Genomic DNA, 17,819 nt, shown 5'->3' on the forward strand with positions numbered 1-17,819 from the left:
GCCATGGACTCCCCGATCACCATCCGCCTCGGCGCACGCGCGCGCCAGCGCATTGCGGCCGAAGGCCTGCAACCGGCCGACATCGCCATCATCCCCGCCGCCGCGGGCGGGCCGAAAGGCCTCATTTTGAACGGCATCGATACATGGCTGTTCGGCGACTGGCTGCCACGGGCGCCGCGCGAGCGGCGGCTCGTCGGCGCGTCGATCGGGGCGTGGCGCATGGCCGCCGGGGCGTTCGCCGATCCCGTGGCAGCGCACAAGCGGCTCGCTTACCACTACACGCACCAGACCTATCCGGCGAAAGTGGACGCGGCCTATGTGACCCGCACGGTGCGCGGCCTGCTGGAGGAAGTGCTGGGCGGGCATGGCGATGAAGTGCTCGCGCATCCGCATCACCGGCTGAACGTGATCACCGCGCGGGGCATCGGGCCGCTGGCCAGTACTGGCGGCGTGCGCTGGCGCGAGATGGCGGGCTTCGTTCGCGCCGCGGCGGGCAACGCGGTATCGCGCGGCCGACTGGCGGGTGCCATGGAGCGCGTGCTGTTCCACGACGCGCGCGATGAAGGCGGCTGGCTGCGCGAGCGCTTCGATGCGTTCGCGTCGCACTTCGTGGACCTGGATGAGCGCAACCTGCGCGATGCGCTGCTGGCGTCCGGCTCGATCCCGCTCGTGCTGCAGGCGGTGCGCGACATCCACGGCGCGCCGCCCGGCGCCTACTGGGACGGCGGCCTGATCGACTACCACCTGCACCTGCCCTACGGGCGCGATCCGGGCCTCGTGCTGTACCCGCACTTCACCGACTACATCGTGCCCGGCTGGCTGGACAAGTCGCTGCCATGGCGCCGCGCCCGCGCGCAATCCGGCCACCTCGCCCTCGACAATGTGGTGCTGGTCAGCCCGTCGCCATCGTTCGTCGCCCGGCTGCCGAACCGCAAGCTGCCGGACCGGAACGACTTCAAGCACTATGGGCAGGACCACGCCGCCCGCATTCGCGACTGGACTTACGCGATCGGGGAAAGCGGGCGGATGGCCGAGGCGCTGGCGAGGTGGGTGGAGAAGCCGGACCTGAAGGTGGCGTCCAGCTTCTAGCCGCTACGGCCCAGCTCGTGTCCACCATGGGCCAGGCTCGAAAGTGGACACGAGCACAACTGTAGCAATCGATTGCCACGGTCGTGCTCGTGTCCGATCCTGGGCCTGACCCCAGGGTGGACACGGCTTCGGCTGTGAAGGGCGCTGCGGTTATCCGAGGAAGATCTGCTGCAGGTCGTTCAGGAACCGGTGCCCCAGCTCGGTGGGCCGGATCACGGTATGGTCGCGGTAGATCAGGCCCTTCGATTCGGCCGCGTTCAACTGCTTCTCGATCGTGTTCAGCGCCAGCCCCGTGCGCTCGCTGAACAGGTTGGGCGCGAAGCCTTCCTGCAACCGCAGCGCGTTCAGCATGAATTCGAAGCCCATGTCGGCGCGGCCGATCTCGTTCTCTTCCTGCACCGGCGTGCCGTTCGCCACCTGCTCCATGTACGACTTCGGCTGCTTGTAGCGCGCCTGCCGCAGCACCCGGTGCGGGAACGACAGCTTGGTGTGGGCGCCGGCGCCGATGCCCAGGTAGTCGCCGAACTGCCAGTAGTTCAGGTTGTGGCGGGCCCGGTGGCCGGGCCGCGCGTAGGCCGATACTTCGTAGTGGCCGTAGCCCGCTTCGCCGGTCATTTCCGCGACGAGATCCTGCATGTCCGCGCTCGCGTCGTCGTCCGGCAGTTCCGGGGGATACTTCGCGAACACCGTGTTCGGTTCCATCGTCAGATGGTACAGCGACAGGTGCGGCGGCTTGAACGCCAATGCCGTGGCCAGGTCCGCCCTGGCCTCGTCCAGCGTCTGCCCGGGCAGCGCGTACATCAGGTCGAGGTTGAAGTTGTCGAAGGTGGCCAGCGCGATCTCCACCGCGCGGCGCGCCTCGCCGTCGTCGTGGATGCGGCCCAGCGCCTGCAAATGCCGGGGATTGAAGCTCTGGATGCCGATCGACAGCCGGTTGATGCCGCTGGCGCGGTAGCTGCGGAATTTCTCGGTCTCGAAGGTGCCGGGATTGGCCTCCATCGTGATTTCGGCATCGCCGTCCAGCGGCAGCAAGGTGCGCAGGTCGGACATCAGCCGGTCCAGGCCCGCCGCGGACATCAGGCTCGGCGTGCCGCCGCCGATGAACACCGTGTGGATCTTGCGGCCCCAGATCAGCGGCAGTGCCATTTCCAGGTCGAGGCGCAGCGCGTCCAGGTATTGCTTTTCCGGTACCTCGCCCTTGGCTTCGTGCGAATTGAAGTCGCAATACGGGCACTTGCGCACGCACCACGGCCAGTGGATATACAACGACAGCGGCGGCAACGCCGTGAGGTTCAGCGCGCCCGGCTGCAGGTATTGCGCGGCCACGCCGGCCGCGGCATCGATGGTGCGGGCCGGCGTGGCGGGTTTGCCCGCGCCTGCGCCAACCGGTTTGATGGGGATCATTTCAGCTTCTCTACCCGCAGTTTGTCCATCAGGCTGCGCAATGCCTGGCCGCGGTGCGACAGGCGGTTCTTTTCATCGGGCGCCAGTTCGGCGGTGGTCTTGCCCAGTTCGGGAATATAAAAATGCGGATCGTAGCCGAAGCCGCCTTCGCCGCGCGCCTCGGCCTGGATCACGCCGCGCCAGACGCCGTCGGCGATCACCGGCTGCGGATCGTCCGCGTGGCGCACGAACACCAGCACGCAGTAGTAATAAGCCGATTTGTCATCGTGCCTCGCCAGGTCGGCGACCAGCTTCGCGCTGTTGGCGGCATCGGACTTCGGCTCGCCCGCGTAGCGCGCCGAGTACACGCCCGGCGCGCCGCCGAGCGCATTGACACAGACGCCGGAATCGTCCGCCAGCGCCGGCAGGCCGGTCAGCCGCGACGCGTGGCGCGCCTTCTGCAGCGCGTTCTCGACGAAGGTGTGGAACGGCTCGTCCGCTTCCGGCACGCCGAATTCGCCCTGCGCGTGCACCTCGAAGCCGACGGTGGACAGCAGCGCGTTGAATTCCTTGAGTTTGCCCGCGTTGTTCGAGGCAAGGATGAGTTTTTGGGTCATGGCAGAAAACGGGGGACGTACCCCTGTTTAGAGGAAATTTCCTCTAAACAGGGGTACGTCCCCAATTTTGATTTGGGGCAGCTATTTTACTCCGCCAGCCCCAGTTCCCGCTTCTGCAGCCGGATCAGGTCGGCGATGCCGGCGTCGGCCAGGTCCAGCAGGCGGTTCATCGTGGCGCGGTCGAAGGCGGCGCCTTCGGCGGTGCCCTGCACTTCGACGAAGTGGCCGGCATCCGTCATGATCACGTTCATGTCGGTGTCGCAGGCGGAATCTTCCACGTAGTCGAGGTCGAGCACCGGCGTGCCCTGGTACACGCCCACGGAGATCGCCGCCACGAAGTGTTTCACGGGCACGGCCGGGATCGCGCCCTTGTCGACCAGCTTCGTGAACGCGTCGTACGCGGCCACCATTGCACCGGTGATCGAGGCCGTGCGGGTGCCGCCGTCGGCCTGGATCACGTCGCAGTCCAGGTGCAGCGTGCGTTCGCCGAACGCCTGCAGGTCGAACGCGGCGCGCAGCGAACGGCCGATCAGCCGCTGGATTTCCTGCGTGCGGCCGCTTTGCTTGCCCCGCGCGGCTTCGCGATCCATGCGCGAGTGCGTCGAGCGCGGCAGCATGCCGTATTCGGCCGTCAGCCAGCCCTGCCCCTTGCCCTTCAGGAAGCCCGGCACTTTTTCCTCGATGCTGGCGGTGCAGATCACCTTGGTGTCGCCGCATTCGATCAGCACGGAACCTTCGGCGTGCTTCGTGTACTGGCGGGTCAGGCGCACGGAGCGCAACTGGTCGACGGGGCGGCCGCTGGGGCGGGTATCAATGGTCATGAAAGCTTTCTGTGAAAGATTATTTGAGTAGCTGCGAGGATTTTTCGATGGCGACACGGATTTCGGCAATGGCCCTGTCGATCTCGGCTTCATCGAACGGGTCGGCGGGCGCGATCGTGGTGCCGCCCGAGGTGCCACCCGAGGTGCCACCCGAGGTGCCGCCCGAGGTGCCGCCCATATGCGATTCGGTGGAGATCATCGTGGACCCGGCGGAGGCCGGCGTGTCCAGCGCGGGCGCATCGGATACCCCTTGCCACGCGATGGCCAGCCCGGTGACGTTGTCGCTGCCGGCCCCGGCAACGCGCAGCGCGCTGCGCAGCAGGCCGGGCACGGCGCGTTCGACGGCCCCGGTGGACAGCGCGGCCACCAGTTCTTCTTCCGGCAGCACGCCCCACAACCCATCCGAACATAATAGCATCACGTCGCCGGCTTCCAGGGCCTCCCCCCGCGACAGCTCGACCTTCGGCGCGGCATCCGCGCCGAGGCAGTTGTACAGCTTGTTGCGGTCCGGGTGCGTGTGGCGTGCCGATGCGGGGATGCGGCCGGCGTCGATCAGTTTCTCGATGTGCGAATGGTCGCGCGTGCGCGCCAGGATGCGCCCGCCACGCAGCAGGTACAGCCGCGAGTCGCCACAATGCGCCCATGTGGCCGTGCCATGCTGCACGAGGCAGGCGACGATCGTCGTGCGCGGCGTTTCCGGCAAGCCCTGCAGCGCGGCCTGGCGATGGATTTCGCGGTGCGCCGCATGGCACGCATCTTCCAGGAAGCGCGCCGGGCCCTTCACATAGGGGCCGGCCTGCTGCTGGAACAGCGCGGAAATCACCTGCAGCGCAACGGTGGCGGCCACTTCGCCGCGCGGATGACCACCCATGCCGTCGGCCAGCACCAGCAGCAAGGCGTCGCGCGTGTAGCTGTAACCCATGCGGTCCTGATTCATGCCGCGGCCGCCGATATGGCTTTCCTGGTAGACGGAAAATCGCATGTGGCCCTAGCCTTGCGTGTCCGGCGTGGTGCCGCGGCGCCCCGGCCGCAGGCGGCCCGCCAGCGTGCGCAGCCGGGCAAACGTGCCAGCCGGCGGCGCCGCCGCGACCGGTGCCGCCGGCGCCGCCTCCACCGCCTGCAGTGCCTTCTGCATGGCAAACAGGCTTTGCGGGCGGGCCAGCGGATCCATGGCCAGCGACCGGCGTACCAGTTGCACGAGTGCGGGAGAATAGGCGCCGGCCACCCCTTCGAACGCCGCATCCATGCGGTCGGCCTTGCGCCGTTCTTCCGCCGGCTGCGGCGGCGAGCCGGCCATGCAGGCGAACATCGCCGCGCCGATGCCATAGGCATCCGTCCACGGGCCCAGCGGCGATGTCTTGATCGTCAGTTCGGGGGCGGCGAAGCCGGGCGTGTACATCGGTGTCAGTGTCAGGGCGCCGGCATCGATGGCCTGGCGGGCCGCGCCGAAATCGAGCAGCAGCGGCGAGCCGTCGCTGCGCAGGTAGATATTGGCCGGTTTTAAATCGAGGTGCAGCAGGCCATTTGCATGCACTTCGCGCAAACCCGTCAATACCTGGATAAAGACCTGGCGGATCAATGCTTCACCAATATTGCCGCCTTTTGCGCGCTGCCGCGAAATCCGGTCCTGCAATGTGTGGCCCGATTCATACGCCATTACCATGTACACGGTATCGTTCGCGCGGAAGAAATTCAGGACCCGCACCACGTTCGGATGGGTTATTTTCGCCAGCGCGCGGCCTTCCTCGAAAAAGCATTTCAGGCCGAGGCGGAATACCGGCAAATTCGCCGCCGAAACAACCGGCGCCAGTTCTCCCTCTTGACGCAATGCCAATGCGCTTGGCAAGTACTCCTTGATGGCAACCGCATTGCCTTCGCTGTCATAGGCAAGGTAGACGATACTGAACCCGCCGGACGCAATTTTCTTTACAATGCGGTATCCAGCCAACTCCAGCCCATCCGGCAACGGGACGTTGTTTTGTGCAGCCATGCATTTCCTCGCATCAACTAACGCCACTGAGACCGGATTGTGTGGACAAAACCAGGCATTTGTAAAGACCAAATCGGGGATATCCATTGAGCATTTCCAGCATGACGGGCTACGCGGTTGCCACCAGCGAAAGCGCGGCGGGAACTCTGACCATTGAAATCAAGAGTGTCAATTCCCGTTTTCTCGACCTTCAATTCCGCATCAACGACGACCTGCGCGCCCTCGAACCCGATCTGCGCGCCGCGATCATGGCCGCCATCACGCGCGGCAAGGTGGAAATCAGGTTGAGTTTCGGCCGCAAGGCCGCTGGCGCCGGTACCCAGGCGCTGAATATTCCCCTCCTGAATGAACTGGCCCGTCTGCAGGCCGAGGTCAACACGCATTTCAGCAGTGCGCACGCCATGTCGGTGGCCGAACTGCTGCGCTGGCCCGGTGTCGTCGAAGAAGCGCAGATCGGCCAGGAAACGCTGCAGGCCGACGTGGCCTCGCTGATGGCGAAAACGGTCGAGGCGTTCGTGAACAGCCGGCAGCGCGAAGGCGCCGCGCTCGAAGCGATGCTGATTTCGCGCATCGAGGCGATGGAAGCCATCGTCAAGCGCATCACGCCGCTGATCCCGCAAGTGGTGGCGGCATTCCAGCAAAAGGCCATCGAGCGCATGCAGGAAGCGCTGGGCCTGGCGTCGCAGGGGTCGAACGCGGCACTGTCGCGCCAGGATGCGATGGAACGCATCCGCCAGGAAGTGATCCTGTATGGCATCCGCATCGATGTGGCCGAGGAACTGGGGCGGCTGTCGGCGCACCTGTCGGAAACGCGCCATATCCTCAAAAAAGGCGGCCAGGTGGGCAAGCGTCTCGATTTCATGATGCAGGAGCTGAACCGGGAAGCGAACACGCTGGGCGCGAAAGCTTCCGTCAAGGAGCTGGCCGATGCGTCGATGGAGCTGAAGCTGCTGATCGAGCAGATGCGCGAACAGGTGCAGAACCTGGAGTGATCGCCGCGGTCACGCGGCTAGCAAGGTAGTGCCGCGCGCGGTTGCTCTTGGTAAAATACGCCTTTGGGCCACCGCCCGCGAATCGGAATTGAAAATGAATCAACACTTCTCGGGCAGCCTGTTCATGGTTGCAGCGCCTTCCGGCGCCGGCAAGTCCACCCTGGTCAACGCCCTGCTGGCCCAGGAACCGGCGATCAAGCTGTCGATCTCCACCACCACGCGCGCGCCACGCCCGGGCGAGGAACATGGCCGCGAGTATTTCTTCACGACGGCCGAGGATTTCGTTGCCCGCGCCGATGCCGGCGAGTTCCTCGAGTGGGCCGAAGTGCACGGCAATTACTATGGCACGTCGCGCCTGTTCGTCGAAGAGCAGATGAAGGCCGGCACCGACATCCTGCTGGAAATCGACTGGCAGGGTGCCCGCCAGGTGAAGAAGCAGTTCCCGCAGGCGGCCGGCATTTTCATCCTGCCGCCATCGATCGCGGCACTGGAAGAACGGCTGCACAAGCGTGGTCAGGACGAACCGCATGTGATCACCCGGCGCCTGCTGGCGGCCGGCGGCGAAATCGCCCACGCGCCCGAGTTCGAGTATGTTATTATCAATGAAGAGTTTCCGGTCGCCTTACAACAGCTGAGCGCGATCGTCCGGTCGGCCCGTTGCCGGTTTGCGCAACAGGCGGCGCGCAATGCATCGCTGTTTGCCCAGTTGGGTATCCACGCCGATCAGCATAATTAAGCACCAAAACCGACTCATCCCCTCGTTTTCAATTCACAGAATTTGCCCAGGAGTTACCATGGCCCGTATTACGATCGAAGATTGCCTGCAAAATGTGCCGAACCGCTTCCAGCTGACGCTGGCCGCCACCTATCGTGCCCGCCAGCTGCTGCAGGGCCATACCCCGAAGGTGGAAGCCAAGGACAAGCCGACCGTGCTCGCGCTGCGCGAGATCGCCGCCGGCAAGGTCGGTCTGGAAATGCTGAAAAAGGTTCCGATGTAATTTTGGAACTCCGGTTCCTCCGCACCGCCACAGGTTCTCCAGTTGAATTACACTGCGAACACCATGAACCTGAATTCCCCTGAATCCGGCATTACTGAGCGCCCCGTTTCCCGGGGCCGCCGTTCGGCTGTCCGGCCGGATGGCGATGCCGGCCAGCCTCCCGCCATTTCCACGTCTCCCCTCGCCGCGCCGATGACGCCAGCGGGTGTTGCCACCATCAGCCACCTTACCGAAAAACTCGCCGAGTACATGACCGAGGCCGACCTGAAAAAGGTCAAGGAAGCCTACCGGTTCTCGGACGAGATGCACCTGGGCCAGGTGCGCAAGTCGGGCGAGCCCTATATTTCGCACCCGATCGCGGTGGCCGAGATCTGCGCCGACTGGAAGCTCGATGCCCAGGCGCTGATGGCCGCGCTGCTGCACGACGTGATGGAAGACCAGGACGTCAAGAAGGAAGAGCTGATCGAGCGCTTCGGCTCGCCGGTCGCGCAACTCGTCGACGGCCTGTCGAAACTGGAAAAGATCGAGTTCCAGAGCCAGATCGAAGCGCAGGCGGAAAACTTCCGCAAGATGCTGCTGGCGATGGCGTCCGACGTGCGCGTCATCCTGATCAAGCTTGCCGACCGGCTGCACAACATGCGCACGCTGGACGTGATGGCGCCGGCGAAGAAGCAGCGCATCGCGAAGGAAACGATGGAGGTCTACGTGCCGATCGCGCACCGCCTCGGCCTGAACAACATCTACCGCGAACTGCAGGACCTGTCGTTCTCGCACCTGCACCCGCTGCGCTACACGGTGCTGGCCAAGGCCGTGAAGGCGGCTCGCGGCAACCGGCGCGAAGTGGTCGGCAAGATCCTCGATTCGGTGAAGAACACACTGGGCATGGCCGGCATCCACGCCGAAGTGTATGGCCGCGAAAAAACGCTGTACGGCATCTACAAGAAGATGCGCTCGAAGCACCTCACGTTCTCGCAGGTGCTCGATGTGTATGGCTTCCGTGTCGTTGTCGACAGCTTCCCGAACTGCTACGTGGCGCTGGGCACGCTGCATTCGCTGTACAAGCCGATGCCGGGCAAGTTCAAGGATTACATCGCGATCCGCAAGCTGAACGGCTACCAGTCGCTGCATACCACGCTGATCGGCCCGTACGGCACGCCGGTGGAATTTCAGATCCGCACGCAGGAAATGCACCGCACGGCCGAATCGGGCGTGGCGGCGCACTGGCTGTACAAGAACAGCGACGCCAACATGACGGACATGCAGCAGCGCACCCACGCGTGGCTGCAGTCCCTGCTCGACATCCAACAGCAGACGGGCGACTCGGCCGAGTTCCTCGAACACGTGAAGGTCGACCTGTTCCCCGATTCCGTGTATGTGTTCACGCCGAAATCGAAGATCATCGCGATGCCGCGCGGCGCCACGCCGATCGATTTCGCCTACGCGATCCACACGGGCATCGGCGACCATACCGTTTCCGTGACGATCAACGGCGAACCCGCCCCGCTGCGCACCGAGCTGCGCAACGGCGACATCGTCGAAGTGGTGACCGACCCCGATTCGCGGCCGAGCCCGAGCTGGCTGTCGTTCGTGCGCACGGGCAAGGCGCGCTCGGCGATCCGGCACCACCTGCGCACGATCAACCTGCCCGAATCGATCGGGCTGGGGCGGCAACTGCTGCAGCAGGCGCTTGCCGCGATCAGCATCTCGCCGGACCTGCCCGAAGCGCTGGTGGAACGGCTGCTGAACGAATCGTCGGCGAAATCGATGGACGAGCTGCATGCCGACATCGGCATCGGCAAGCGCATGGCGGCCCTCGTCGCGCGGCACGTCTTCGGCCTGCTGGGCGGCGAATCGGCCTCGATGCCGATCGACCACAATTCGGCAGCCGACCTGGATCCTGTGACGATCTACGGCAGCGAAGGCGTGTCCGTGCAGCTGGCCCCCTGCTGCCTGCCGATCCCGGGCGACCAGATCATCGGCCAGTTGCGGCGCGACCAGGGCCTGCAGGTGCACACGTCCGACTGCAGCGTGGCGCGGCGCCAGCGCCAGAAGGAACCGGACCGCTGGATCGCGGTGAAATGGGGCACGGAACTGAACCGCCGCTTCGACAGCCGCATCCGCCTGCTGATCAACAACGAAAAAGGCATCCTCGCCCGCGTGGCCGCCGAGATCGGCGAATCCGACGGCAACATCACCTTCGTCGGCATGGACGAGGACAACGACCACGTGCTGCACCAGCTGCGCTTCACCATCCAGGTAAAGGACCGCGTGCACCTCGCCGGCCTGCTGCGCAACGTGCGCAAGGTGACTGGCGTGAACCGGGTATCCCGCGAGCGGGGATAAGCATTTGTTGCTTGAAAAATGGGGACGTACCCCATTTTTCAAGCAACATTTATCGCTCTGACTTGCGTGGCCGCCCTCTTACGCCGGGAGTGCAGCCAATAGCGCGGTTCGAACGGATCGCCTCTCTAATCTTTTCCAGTGTGGCGACGTCGATCGCTTCCATGGATAAATCGCGATACTTCCGCTGACGCTCCTCCAAGCTTGACCCAAGGCTGCCATATAGCACATGGGGCGTTAGCAACGCGTCTTCATGCAAACCTGCATTGCCCCGGTAACTCGACCATCTGTAGTCTTGCGGTGCTAACACCATTTCAGCTCGCACCGGATTCAGCTCAACGTACTGGTAGCAGGTAATGAGATAGGCATCCTGTGCGACAAGCGAAGAATAATATCTCCCCTCCCAGACGGCGCCTGTCTGCTCATACCACCAATTGAAGTACTGGGCATAACGTTGGCCGAGCCCTTTCATTAGCAATGCCGGGCCGTCCACATCCGAAAAGCTGGCTAGCAGATGCACATGATTACTCATGAGTACATAAGCATGGATAGCGCAACCGGCTCCTTTGGCATATTCCTTCAGCCAGCTGATGTACTGAACATAATCGGCATCTCTTCGAAAGCATACCTGGCGGTTATGCCCACGCTGGACGATGTGAAGAGGGACTCCCTCAAGAACGAGTCGGGCATGTCGTGGCATTTGCAGGCTCCTGAAACGAGAAACCTGCATCTTGGCACCTACTCTCAGGTAGTGGACTGCGTGTCATCAACCTTGGCGTCCGCTACAAAAGTTGCTCGAAAAATGGGGTACGTCCCCATTTTTCGAGCAACTTTTCAATCGTCCGCCGCCGGATAACTGACCTCGAGTATCTCCAGTTCCTCCACCCCGGTCGGCGTATGCAGCGTGACGGTATCGCCTTCGCGCGCCTTGGTGATCGTGCGGGCGATGGGAGAGATCCAGCTGACCTTGCCCTTCAGCGGGTCGAACTCGTCGATGCCGACGATGGTGATCGTGTTTTCCACGCCATCCTGGTTGCTGTAGGTGACGGTGGCGCCGAAGAAGATCTGGTCGCTGCCATGGTGCACGCTCGGGTCCACCACTTCGGCCACGTCGAGCCGTTTCGTCAGGAAGCGGATGCGGCGGTCGATTTCGCGCAGCCGGCGCTTGCCGTAGATGTAGTCGCCGTTTTCCGAGCGGTCGCCGTTCGAGGCGGCCCAGTGCACCACGCGCACCACTTCCGGCCGGTCCACGTCGATCAGCTGCAGCAGCTCGTCCTTGATGCGCCGGTAGCCGCTCGGCGTGATGTAGTTCTTCGCGCCCGGAGGGATCGGCGGTGCCAGCTGGACGTCGTCGTCATCGTCCTGCTCGGTTTCTTTAACAAAAGCTTTGTTCATGAGAAGTGGTGTTTCACGTATCATCCTGCCAATACGGAACGATTGTACACATTTATGAGCATTGTCCATTCCTGCCACGACGCTGTCTGGCATGCCACGCGTTCCCAGCTCTTCCTGATCGATCCCCACACCCTGCGCCTTCTCGACGCGAACCCGGCGGCGAGCCGGCAAACGGGCAGGAGCGCTGGCGCGGAATTGGCCACCATCGCGCCTGCCCTGCCCCGTGAACAGTTCGACGCGGCACTGGCCAGCGGCGCGGCGGTCGGCACCACGCTGGCGCGGCCAGACGGTACCGGCTACCGCGTGGCGCTGCGGCTGGTGCGGGTACTGCACGACGGCAGGGACTGCGTGCTGGCGATCGCCGAAGACGAAGCGGCGGCCGACGTGCTGCAGCAGGTGCAATCGCGCTTCGACGCCGTCGTGTCGCACACGCCCGGCCTGGTATACCAGTTCCGTCGCGATCAGGATGGCCGCGTGTCCTTCCCCTACCTCAGCGAAGGCTGCCAGGCGCTGCTTGGCCTGCCGGCGGCCGACCTGGCCGCGCAGCCGGAACAGTTCGCGCGGCTGGTGCTGCCGGAAGACCGGCAGTCGTACCTCGATTCGATGACCTCCTCCGCCACCACGCTGTGGAGCTGGAACTGGGAAGGCCGCATCTGGATCGAAGCGTGGAAGGATGTCAAATGGATCAATCTGCGCGCCACACCGCACGTGCTGCCGGACGGCGCAGTGCAGTGGGAAGGCATCATGACCAACATCACCGAGAGCAAGCTGGAGCAGCTGGAGGTGCGGGCCAGCCGTGCGCGGCTGGCGGAGCTGACCGCCCACATCGAGAAGGTCAAGGAACAGGAACGCACGCGCATGGCGCGCGAGATCCACGACGACCTGGGCGGCAACCTCACGGCGATCAAGATGGCGCTGGCCATGCTGGCGGCGCGCCTGCCCGAAGGCGACGACGTGCTGGCCCGGAAGGCGGCCTATGTCGACGAGCTGGCCGACCGAACCATCGACGCCGTGCACCGCATCACGCTCGACCTGCGGCCGTCGATCCTCGATTTCGGCCTCGTCGCCGCGCTCGAGTGGCAGGTGAAGGAATTCGCCGCGCAGGCGGGCCTGGCCTGCACGTTCCACTCCAACGAAAAGGATGTGGAACTCGATCCGGACCAGGCCACCGCGCTGTTCCGCATCGTGCAGGAGGCGCTGACCAATATCGCCAAGCACGCGCACGCTTCCAGCGTGGCGGTGCGCCTGCACGGCACGCGCACGCATGTGGGCGTGAAGATCACCGACAACGGCCGCGGCATCCGCTCCACCGACCGCGCCAAGCCGGGCTCTTTCGGCCTGCGCGGCATGGCCGAACGCGCGCGGGCGCTGGGCGGCACGCTGAACCTGTCGCACGCGCCCGGCGGCGGCACGGTCGTCGCGATCCGGATCCGGCGTGCCGGCCCGGGCGATGGGCCGGAAGCGGCTACAATTCGGGCTGCAATAACATAATGAGATGTATATGAGCGACAAGGCAGCCATCAAGGTCTTCATCGCCGACGATCACGCGATCGTGCGCGAAGGCCTGAAGCAGATCCTGGCCGACACCCGCGATATCGTGGTGTCCGGCGAGGCGGAAAACGGCAGCGACGCGCTGCGCCTGTTCCGCAAGTCGGGTTGCCACGTCGTGCTGCTCGATATCTCGATGCCCGACCGCAGCGGCATCGAAGTGCTGAAACAGATCAAGAAGGAAAAGCCGGACCTGGCCGTGCTGATGCTGTCGATGCACCGCGAGGACCAGTACGCCATCCGCTCCCTGAAGGCCGGCGCGGCCGGCTATCTCACGAAGCAGAGCGCGCCGAAGGAACTCGTCAACGCGATCCGGCAGGTGGCGGGCGGCATGAAATACATCAGTCCCGCCCTCGCCCAGGAACTGGCCAACCACGTCGGCGAAGACCATGAAGCGGCACCGCATGAAACGCTGTCCGACCGCGAATACCAGACCCTGACACTGATCGCCTCGGGCATGACAGTGGGGGCCATCGCCAAGGAGCTGTCGCTGTCGGTGAAGACCGTCAGCGAATACCGCGCGCGCCTGCTGGTCAAGATGAAATTGAAGAACAGCGCGGAGCTGACGCATTACGCGATCCGAAATGGGCTCATCGACTAAACGCGAGCAAAGCTTATATCCAGCAACTTCTGGTTCCGAAAGTAAAGCTAATAAGCACCGCTGCTTCGTGCTTCGAACAATGCGCAATTGTTCTAAGATGCAAGCTATCGGTAATACTTTGTAAAGGCTGCAAGCCAGATGTCGAGCAAACCACCCAGTTCCGCGGACCAGAACCCTGCTGAAATCGCGCGCGAGGCCTTTCGCCGCCTGGCGGTGCGCCGCATTGCGCCGACCCCGGACGCGTACCGCGACATCTACAACGAAATCGCCGGCATTCCCGCGCCGCCGCCCGTGGTGGCCGTTCCCGCCGACCCCGGCCCTGAAAATGTGCTGAACCGTTTCGCCGCGCGCCTGCGCGAGCAGCCCGGCGAACTGGCCGAGTTCGGCCGCCGGTTCAACCACGCGGTCAAGGCGCGCGACTGGGATGCGTATGCGAAGGCCCTGTCGCAACTGGCCGACCGCCCCGTGAAGAAAGGCGGCATCGAACTGGCGCCCATGGCCGAGGGAGAACAGACGCGCCTGCTGCGTGACCTGCTCAGCCGCACATTGACGCTCGCGGTTGCCTCGCTGCTGAGCGCCGCCCCGGCCATGGCGGCGGAGGCCGAGTCGCTGGGCGCGGCCACGAAGGAAGCGCATACCGAGGCCGACCTGTCGGAAATCGCAGTGAGGCTGAAACAGCTGTGCTACCAGATCGAACTGAAGCATGGCGACACGGCCGAGCAGCAGGAATTGCTGCTGCGGCTGTTCCGCCTGCTGCTGGAGAACGTCAGCGAATTGCTGGACGACGATTCCTGGCTGCGCGGCCAGGTCGATACCGTGCAGGCGCTGATCGCCGGCCCGCTGGATGCCCGCGCGCTCGAAGCGGCCACGCGCAGCCTGAAGGACGTGATCTTCAAGCAAAGCCAGCTCAAGCACAGCGTGGCGGACGTGAAAGCCACCGTGAAGAACATGGTGATGACGTTCATCGACCGCCTGGGCCAGGTGGCCGCCTCGACGGGCGACTTCCACCAGAAGATCGGCGCCTACAATGAAAAGATCAGCCACGCGAACGATATTACCGAGCTGAACCATATCCTCGATGAAGTGCTGCATGAAACCCGCGTGGTGCAGAACGAGGCGCTGCAGGTGCGCGACAGCATGGTCACCGCGCGCCAGGAAGTGCAGGAAGCGGAAGAGCGCATCAAGGCGCTGGAAATGCAGTTGCAGCACATGAGCGAACTGGTGCGTGAAGACCAGCTGACGGGCAGCCTGAACCGCCGCGGCCTGGATGACGTGTTCGAGCGGGAAACGGCACGTGCCGACCGCCGCAGCACGCCGCTGTGCATTGCCGTGCTCGACCTGGACGATTTCAAGAAGCTCAACGATACCTACGGCCACATTGCCGGCGACAGCGCGCTGAAGCACCTCGTCAAGGTCGTCAAGGACACGTTGCGTTCCATGGACGTGATTGCCCGCTTCGGCGGCGAGGAATTCCTGATCCTGCTGCCAGAAACGCCGGTCGACGCGGCCGTGGCCACGATGACCCGGCTGCAACGCGAACTGACCCGCCATTTCTTCCTGCATGAGAACGAAAAACTGCTGATTACCTTCTCTGCCGGTGTCGCACTGCGCCGACAAGGCGAGGAGCAGGAAGCGCTCGTCAAGCGTGCCGATGCTGCGATGTACACGGCCAAGAAAACCGGCAAGAACCGCGTCGTCGTCGCCGAATAACGATCTGCTTCTCATCATGATGCGCCCGGCGTGACCGGGCTTTTCGCGTTCTTGCTATTACTTCAGCAAAATCCGGCAATTTGAGCTCAACAGTAAGCATTGGGCCGGTATTTCTTCAAAAAAATTCGATTTCCCACGAAAAACCCTAAAGGTTTCCGCACGGCTACCGTTACCTGAAACAACAGCGGCTTGATCGTCACAAGAACAGCGTGACGGGCCAAAGTTACCGAGCAAATCGCCCAACAGCAGTACCGTCTGGAGAGTCACCATGGCATCGGTCATCAACACCAACATCGCTTCCCTGAATTCGCAACGTAACCTGTCGGGCTCCCAAGGCGCCCTGTCGACTTCGCTGCAACGCCTGTCCTCGGGCCTGCGCATCAACAGCGCAAAGGACGACGCCGCCGGCCTGGCAATCTCCGACCGCATGAACTCCCAGATCCGCGGCATGACGCAAGCGACCCGCAACGCCAACGACGGCGTGTCGATGGCGCAAACCGCTGAAGGCGCACTGTCCTCGTCGGGCGACATCCTGCAGCGTATCCGCGAACTGGCCGTCCAGTCGTCGAACGCATCGAACTCGGCATCGGACCGTGCCGCGCTGCAGACCGAAGTCACGCAGCTGGGCTCGGAACTGAACCGTATTGCACAGACCACCTCGTTCAACGGCCAGACGCTGCTCGACGGTTCCATGGGCACCGCGCACTTCCAGGTGGGCGCCGATGCCAACCAGCTGATCTCGGCTTCGGGCACGAACTTCCTGACCAGCACGTACGGCAACAACAACGTGGCAAAAGACAACGTGCAAGCTGCTTCGTCGACCAGCGTTACCGCCGGTTCGGTGACGGTGTCCGGCGTGCGCGGCAGCGGCACGGCGATCGCCACCACCAGTGCCGATACCGCCAAGTCGATCGCGGCCAAGGTCAATGCACAGACCGCCAGCACCGGCGTGACCGCTTCGGCCAGCACCGACATGATGCTCAAGATGGGCGCACAGGATTACTCGTTCGAACTGAAAGGCGACAACACCGATGCGGTGAAGATCAACTTCAGCGTTTCCGGCACGGGCGACACCGCGGCCGACTACGCCGCCGGCATCAACGCCATCAATGCCCAGTCGGCAAAGACCGGTGTCACCGCCGAATACGATGCCACCAACAAGGGCATGAAGCTGACGCATGCAAGCGGCGCGAACATCGACCTGAAGAACACCCGTGCCACGGACAACACCAGCCTCACGGCAAGCACGTACAAGGCCGACGGCGCCCTGAACTCGGGCGGCAACGACATGAAGGCAGCCGCCGCGACCACGATCGCCAACGGCCAGATCAAGTACGACTCGGAAGGCGGCTTCAAGGTCGACGACAGCAGCGGCCTGTCGGGCGCCGGTACCGTCAGCACGTCGTCGACGCTGAAATCGGTCGCTTCGCTGGACATCTCGGACTTCAAGGGTGCCCAGGCAGCAATCAAGATCGCCGATGCGGCCCTGGCAACGGTGAATACCCAGCGCGCCGCCTACGGTGCACTGCAATCGCGCTTCGCCTCGGCGATCTCGAACCTGTCGACCACGACGGAGAACCTGTCGGCGTCGAAGAGCCGTATCGTCGACACCGACTTCGCAGCGGAAACCGCGAGCATGACCCGCGGCCAGATCCTGCAACAGGCCGGCACCGCGATGCTGGCCCAGGCAAACCAGCTGCCGAACGGCGTGATGAGCCTGCTGCGTTAATCAGCACGACTTGCAAAACATCCAAATCCCCGGCTGGGCAACCAGCCGGGGATTTTTTTGATCATCGCTGGCGCAAGCATTCGCTGGGCAAAAAGGGAGCGAGCTGGCGATGTCCGCCAATTTCTGCTCAACAGTAAGCATCGTCACGTATTTCTTCAAAAAAATTCGATTTCCCACGAAAAAACCCTAAAGGTTTCCGCACGGCTACCGTTACCTGAAACAACAGCGGCTTGATCGTCACAAGAACAGCGTGACGGGCCAAAGTTACCGAGCAAATCGCCCAACAGCAGTACCGTCTGGAGAGTCACCATGGCATCGGTCATCAACACCAACATCGCTTCCCTGAATTCGCAACGTAACCTGTCGGGCTCCCAAGGCGCCCTGTCGACTTCGCTGCAACGCCTGTCCTCGGGCCTGCGCATCAACAGCGCAAAGGACGACGCCGCCGGCCTGGCAATCTCCGACCGCATGAACTCCCAGATCCGCGGCATGACGCAAGCGACCCGCAACGCCAACGACGGCGTGTCGATGGCGCAAACCGCTGAAGGCGCACTGTCCTCGTCGGGCGACATCCTGCAGCGTATCCGCGAACTGGCCGTCCAGTCG

Annotated in this window: 17 protein-coding genes; 10 read left to right on the forward strand and 7 right to left on the reverse strand. The window is 63.7% G+C overall.

Annotated features, from left to right (window positions below; translation table 11 throughout):
- Nucleotides 1-3 precede the first annotated feature (3 nt).
- Nucleotides 4-1,089, forward strand: coding sequence for a patatin-like phospholipase family protein (locus tag ACY65G_RS29630; RefSeq protein WP_465000867.1), 1,086 nt, complete (start codon nt 4-6; stop codon nt 1,087-1,089).
- A 150-nt stretch (nt 1,090-1,239) separates the two neighbouring features.
- Here ACY65G_RS29630 and hemW read toward each other — a convergent pair whose 3' ends face one another.
- The 5 genes from hemW to ACY65G_RS29655 all read right to left on the reverse strand — a co-directional run bounded on the left by hemW (nt 1,240) and on the right by ACY65G_RS29655 (nt 5,900).
- On the reverse strand, nt 1,240-2,493 hold the full coding sequence (gene hemW / locus ACY65G_RS29635) for a radical SAM family heme chaperone HemW (RefSeq protein ID WP_465000868.1): 1,254 nt from the start codon (nt 2,491-2,493) through the stop codon (nt 1,240-1,242).
- Nucleotides 2,490-3,089 (reverse strand): RdgB/HAM1 family non-canonical purine NTP pyrophosphatase, encoded by a 600-nt coding sequence (gene rdgB, locus ACY65G_RS29640; protein ID WP_465000869.1) that lies wholly within the window; start codon nt 3,087-3,089, stop codon nt 2,490-2,492. Before rdgB ends, hemW begins: the two co-directional genes overlap by 4 nt.
- Nucleotides 3,090-3,175: 86 nt before the next feature.
- Complete coding sequence (gene rph, locus ACY65G_RS29645; RefSeq protein WP_465000870.1) at nt 3,176-3,910, reverse strand: ribonuclease PH; 735 nt, start codon at nt 3,908-3,910, stop codon at nt 3,176-3,178.
- A gap of 19 nt (nt 3,911-3,929) precedes the next feature.
- Nucleotides 3,930-4,892 (reverse strand): PP2C family protein-serine/threonine phosphatase, encoded by a 963-nt coding sequence (locus ACY65G_RS29650; RefSeq protein ID WP_465000871.1) that lies wholly within the window; start codon nt 4,890-4,892, stop codon nt 3,930-3,932.
- A gap of 6 nt (nt 4,893-4,898) precedes the next feature.
- Nucleotides 4,899-5,900 (reverse strand): serine/threonine-protein kinase, encoded by a 1,002-nt coding sequence (locus tag ACY65G_RS29655; RefSeq protein ID WP_465000872.1) that lies wholly within the window; start codon nt 5,898-5,900, stop codon nt 4,899-4,901.
- 101 nt (nt 5,901-6,001) lie between these two features.
- Here ACY65G_RS29655 and ACY65G_RS29660 point away from each other — a divergent pair, with 101 nt between their 5' ends.
- The 4 genes from ACY65G_RS29660 (at nt 6,002) to ACY65G_RS29675 (ending at nt 10,233) form a co-directional block, all read left to right on the forward strand.
- Nucleotides 6,002-6,892 (forward strand): YicC/YloC family endoribonuclease, encoded by an 891-nt coding sequence (locus ACY65G_RS29660; protein WP_465000880.1) that lies wholly within the window; start codon nt 6,002-6,004, stop codon nt 6,890-6,892.
- Between the two features lie 94 nt (nt 6,893-6,986).
- Nucleotides 6,987-7,628, forward strand: coding sequence for a guanylate kinase (gene gmk / locus ACY65G_RS29665; protein ID WP_465000873.1), 642 nt, complete (start codon nt 6,987-6,989; stop codon nt 7,626-7,628).
- A 58-nt stretch (nt 7,629-7,686) separates the two neighbouring features.
- A complete protein-coding gene (gene rpoZ, locus ACY65G_RS29670; RefSeq protein ID WP_107143459.1) occupies nt 7,687-7,890 on the forward strand; it encodes a DNA-directed RNA polymerase subunit omega in 204 nt (67 codons plus the stop codon).
- A 192-nt stretch (nt 7,891-8,082) separates the two neighbouring features.
- Nucleotides 8,083-10,233: a RelA/SpoT family protein gene (locus ACY65G_RS29675; RefSeq protein ID WP_465000881.1), complete on the forward strand. Its 2,151-nt coding sequence runs from the start codon at nt 8,083-8,085 to the stop codon at nt 10,231-10,233.
- A gap of 49 nt (nt 10,234-10,282) precedes the next feature.
- Here ACY65G_RS29675 and ACY65G_RS29680 read toward each other — a convergent pair whose 3' ends face one another.
- Nucleotides 10,283-10,930 carry a transposase gene (locus ACY65G_RS29680; RefSeq protein ID WP_465000874.1) on the reverse strand — a complete coding sequence of 216 codons (648 nt, stop codon included), beginning with the start codon at nt 10,928-10,930 and terminating at the stop codon, nt 10,283-10,285.
- Nucleotides 10,931-11,064: 134 nt separating this feature from the next.
- Nucleotides 11,065-11,625 (reverse strand): transcription elongation factor GreB, encoded by a 561-nt coding sequence (gene greB / locus ACY65G_RS29685; protein WP_465000875.1) that lies wholly within the window; start codon nt 11,623-11,625, stop codon nt 11,065-11,067.
- A gap of 54 nt (nt 11,626-11,679) precedes the next feature.
- Here greB and ACY65G_RS29690 point away from each other — a divergent pair, with 54 nt between their 5' ends.
- The 5 genes from ACY65G_RS29690 to ACY65G_RS29710 form a co-directional block, all read left to right on the forward strand.
- Nucleotides 11,680-13,116 (forward strand): sensor histidine kinase, encoded by a 1,437-nt coding sequence (locus ACY65G_RS29690; RefSeq protein WP_465000876.1) that lies wholly within the window; start codon nt 11,680-11,682, stop codon nt 13,114-13,116.
- 10 nt (nt 13,117-13,126) lie between these two features.
- Nucleotides 13,127-13,774 (forward strand): response regulator, encoded by a 648-nt coding sequence (locus tag ACY65G_RS29695; RefSeq protein ID WP_465000877.1) that lies wholly within the window; start codon nt 13,127-13,129, stop codon nt 13,772-13,774.
- Nucleotides 13,775-13,912: 138 nt separating this feature from the next.
- Entirely contained in the window at nt 13,913-15,484 is a 1,572-nt protein-coding gene (locus ACY65G_RS29700) for a GGDEF domain-containing protein (protein ID WP_465000878.1), read from the forward strand.
- Between the two features lie 268 nt (nt 15,485-15,752).
- On the forward strand, nt 15,753-17,213 hold the full coding sequence (locus ACY65G_RS29705) for a flagellin N-terminal helical domain-containing protein (protein ID WP_464999976.1): 1,461 nt from the start codon (nt 15,753-15,755) through the stop codon (nt 17,211-17,213).
- A gap of 309 nt (nt 17,214-17,522) precedes the next feature.
- Nucleotides 17,523-17,819: flagellin N-terminal helical domain-containing protein (locus ACY65G_RS29710; protein ID WP_465000879.1), on the forward strand; the 297-nt coding region annotated here is incomplete at its 3' end.

Source organism: Pseudoduganella sp. jia 12, from assembly GCF_055502675.1.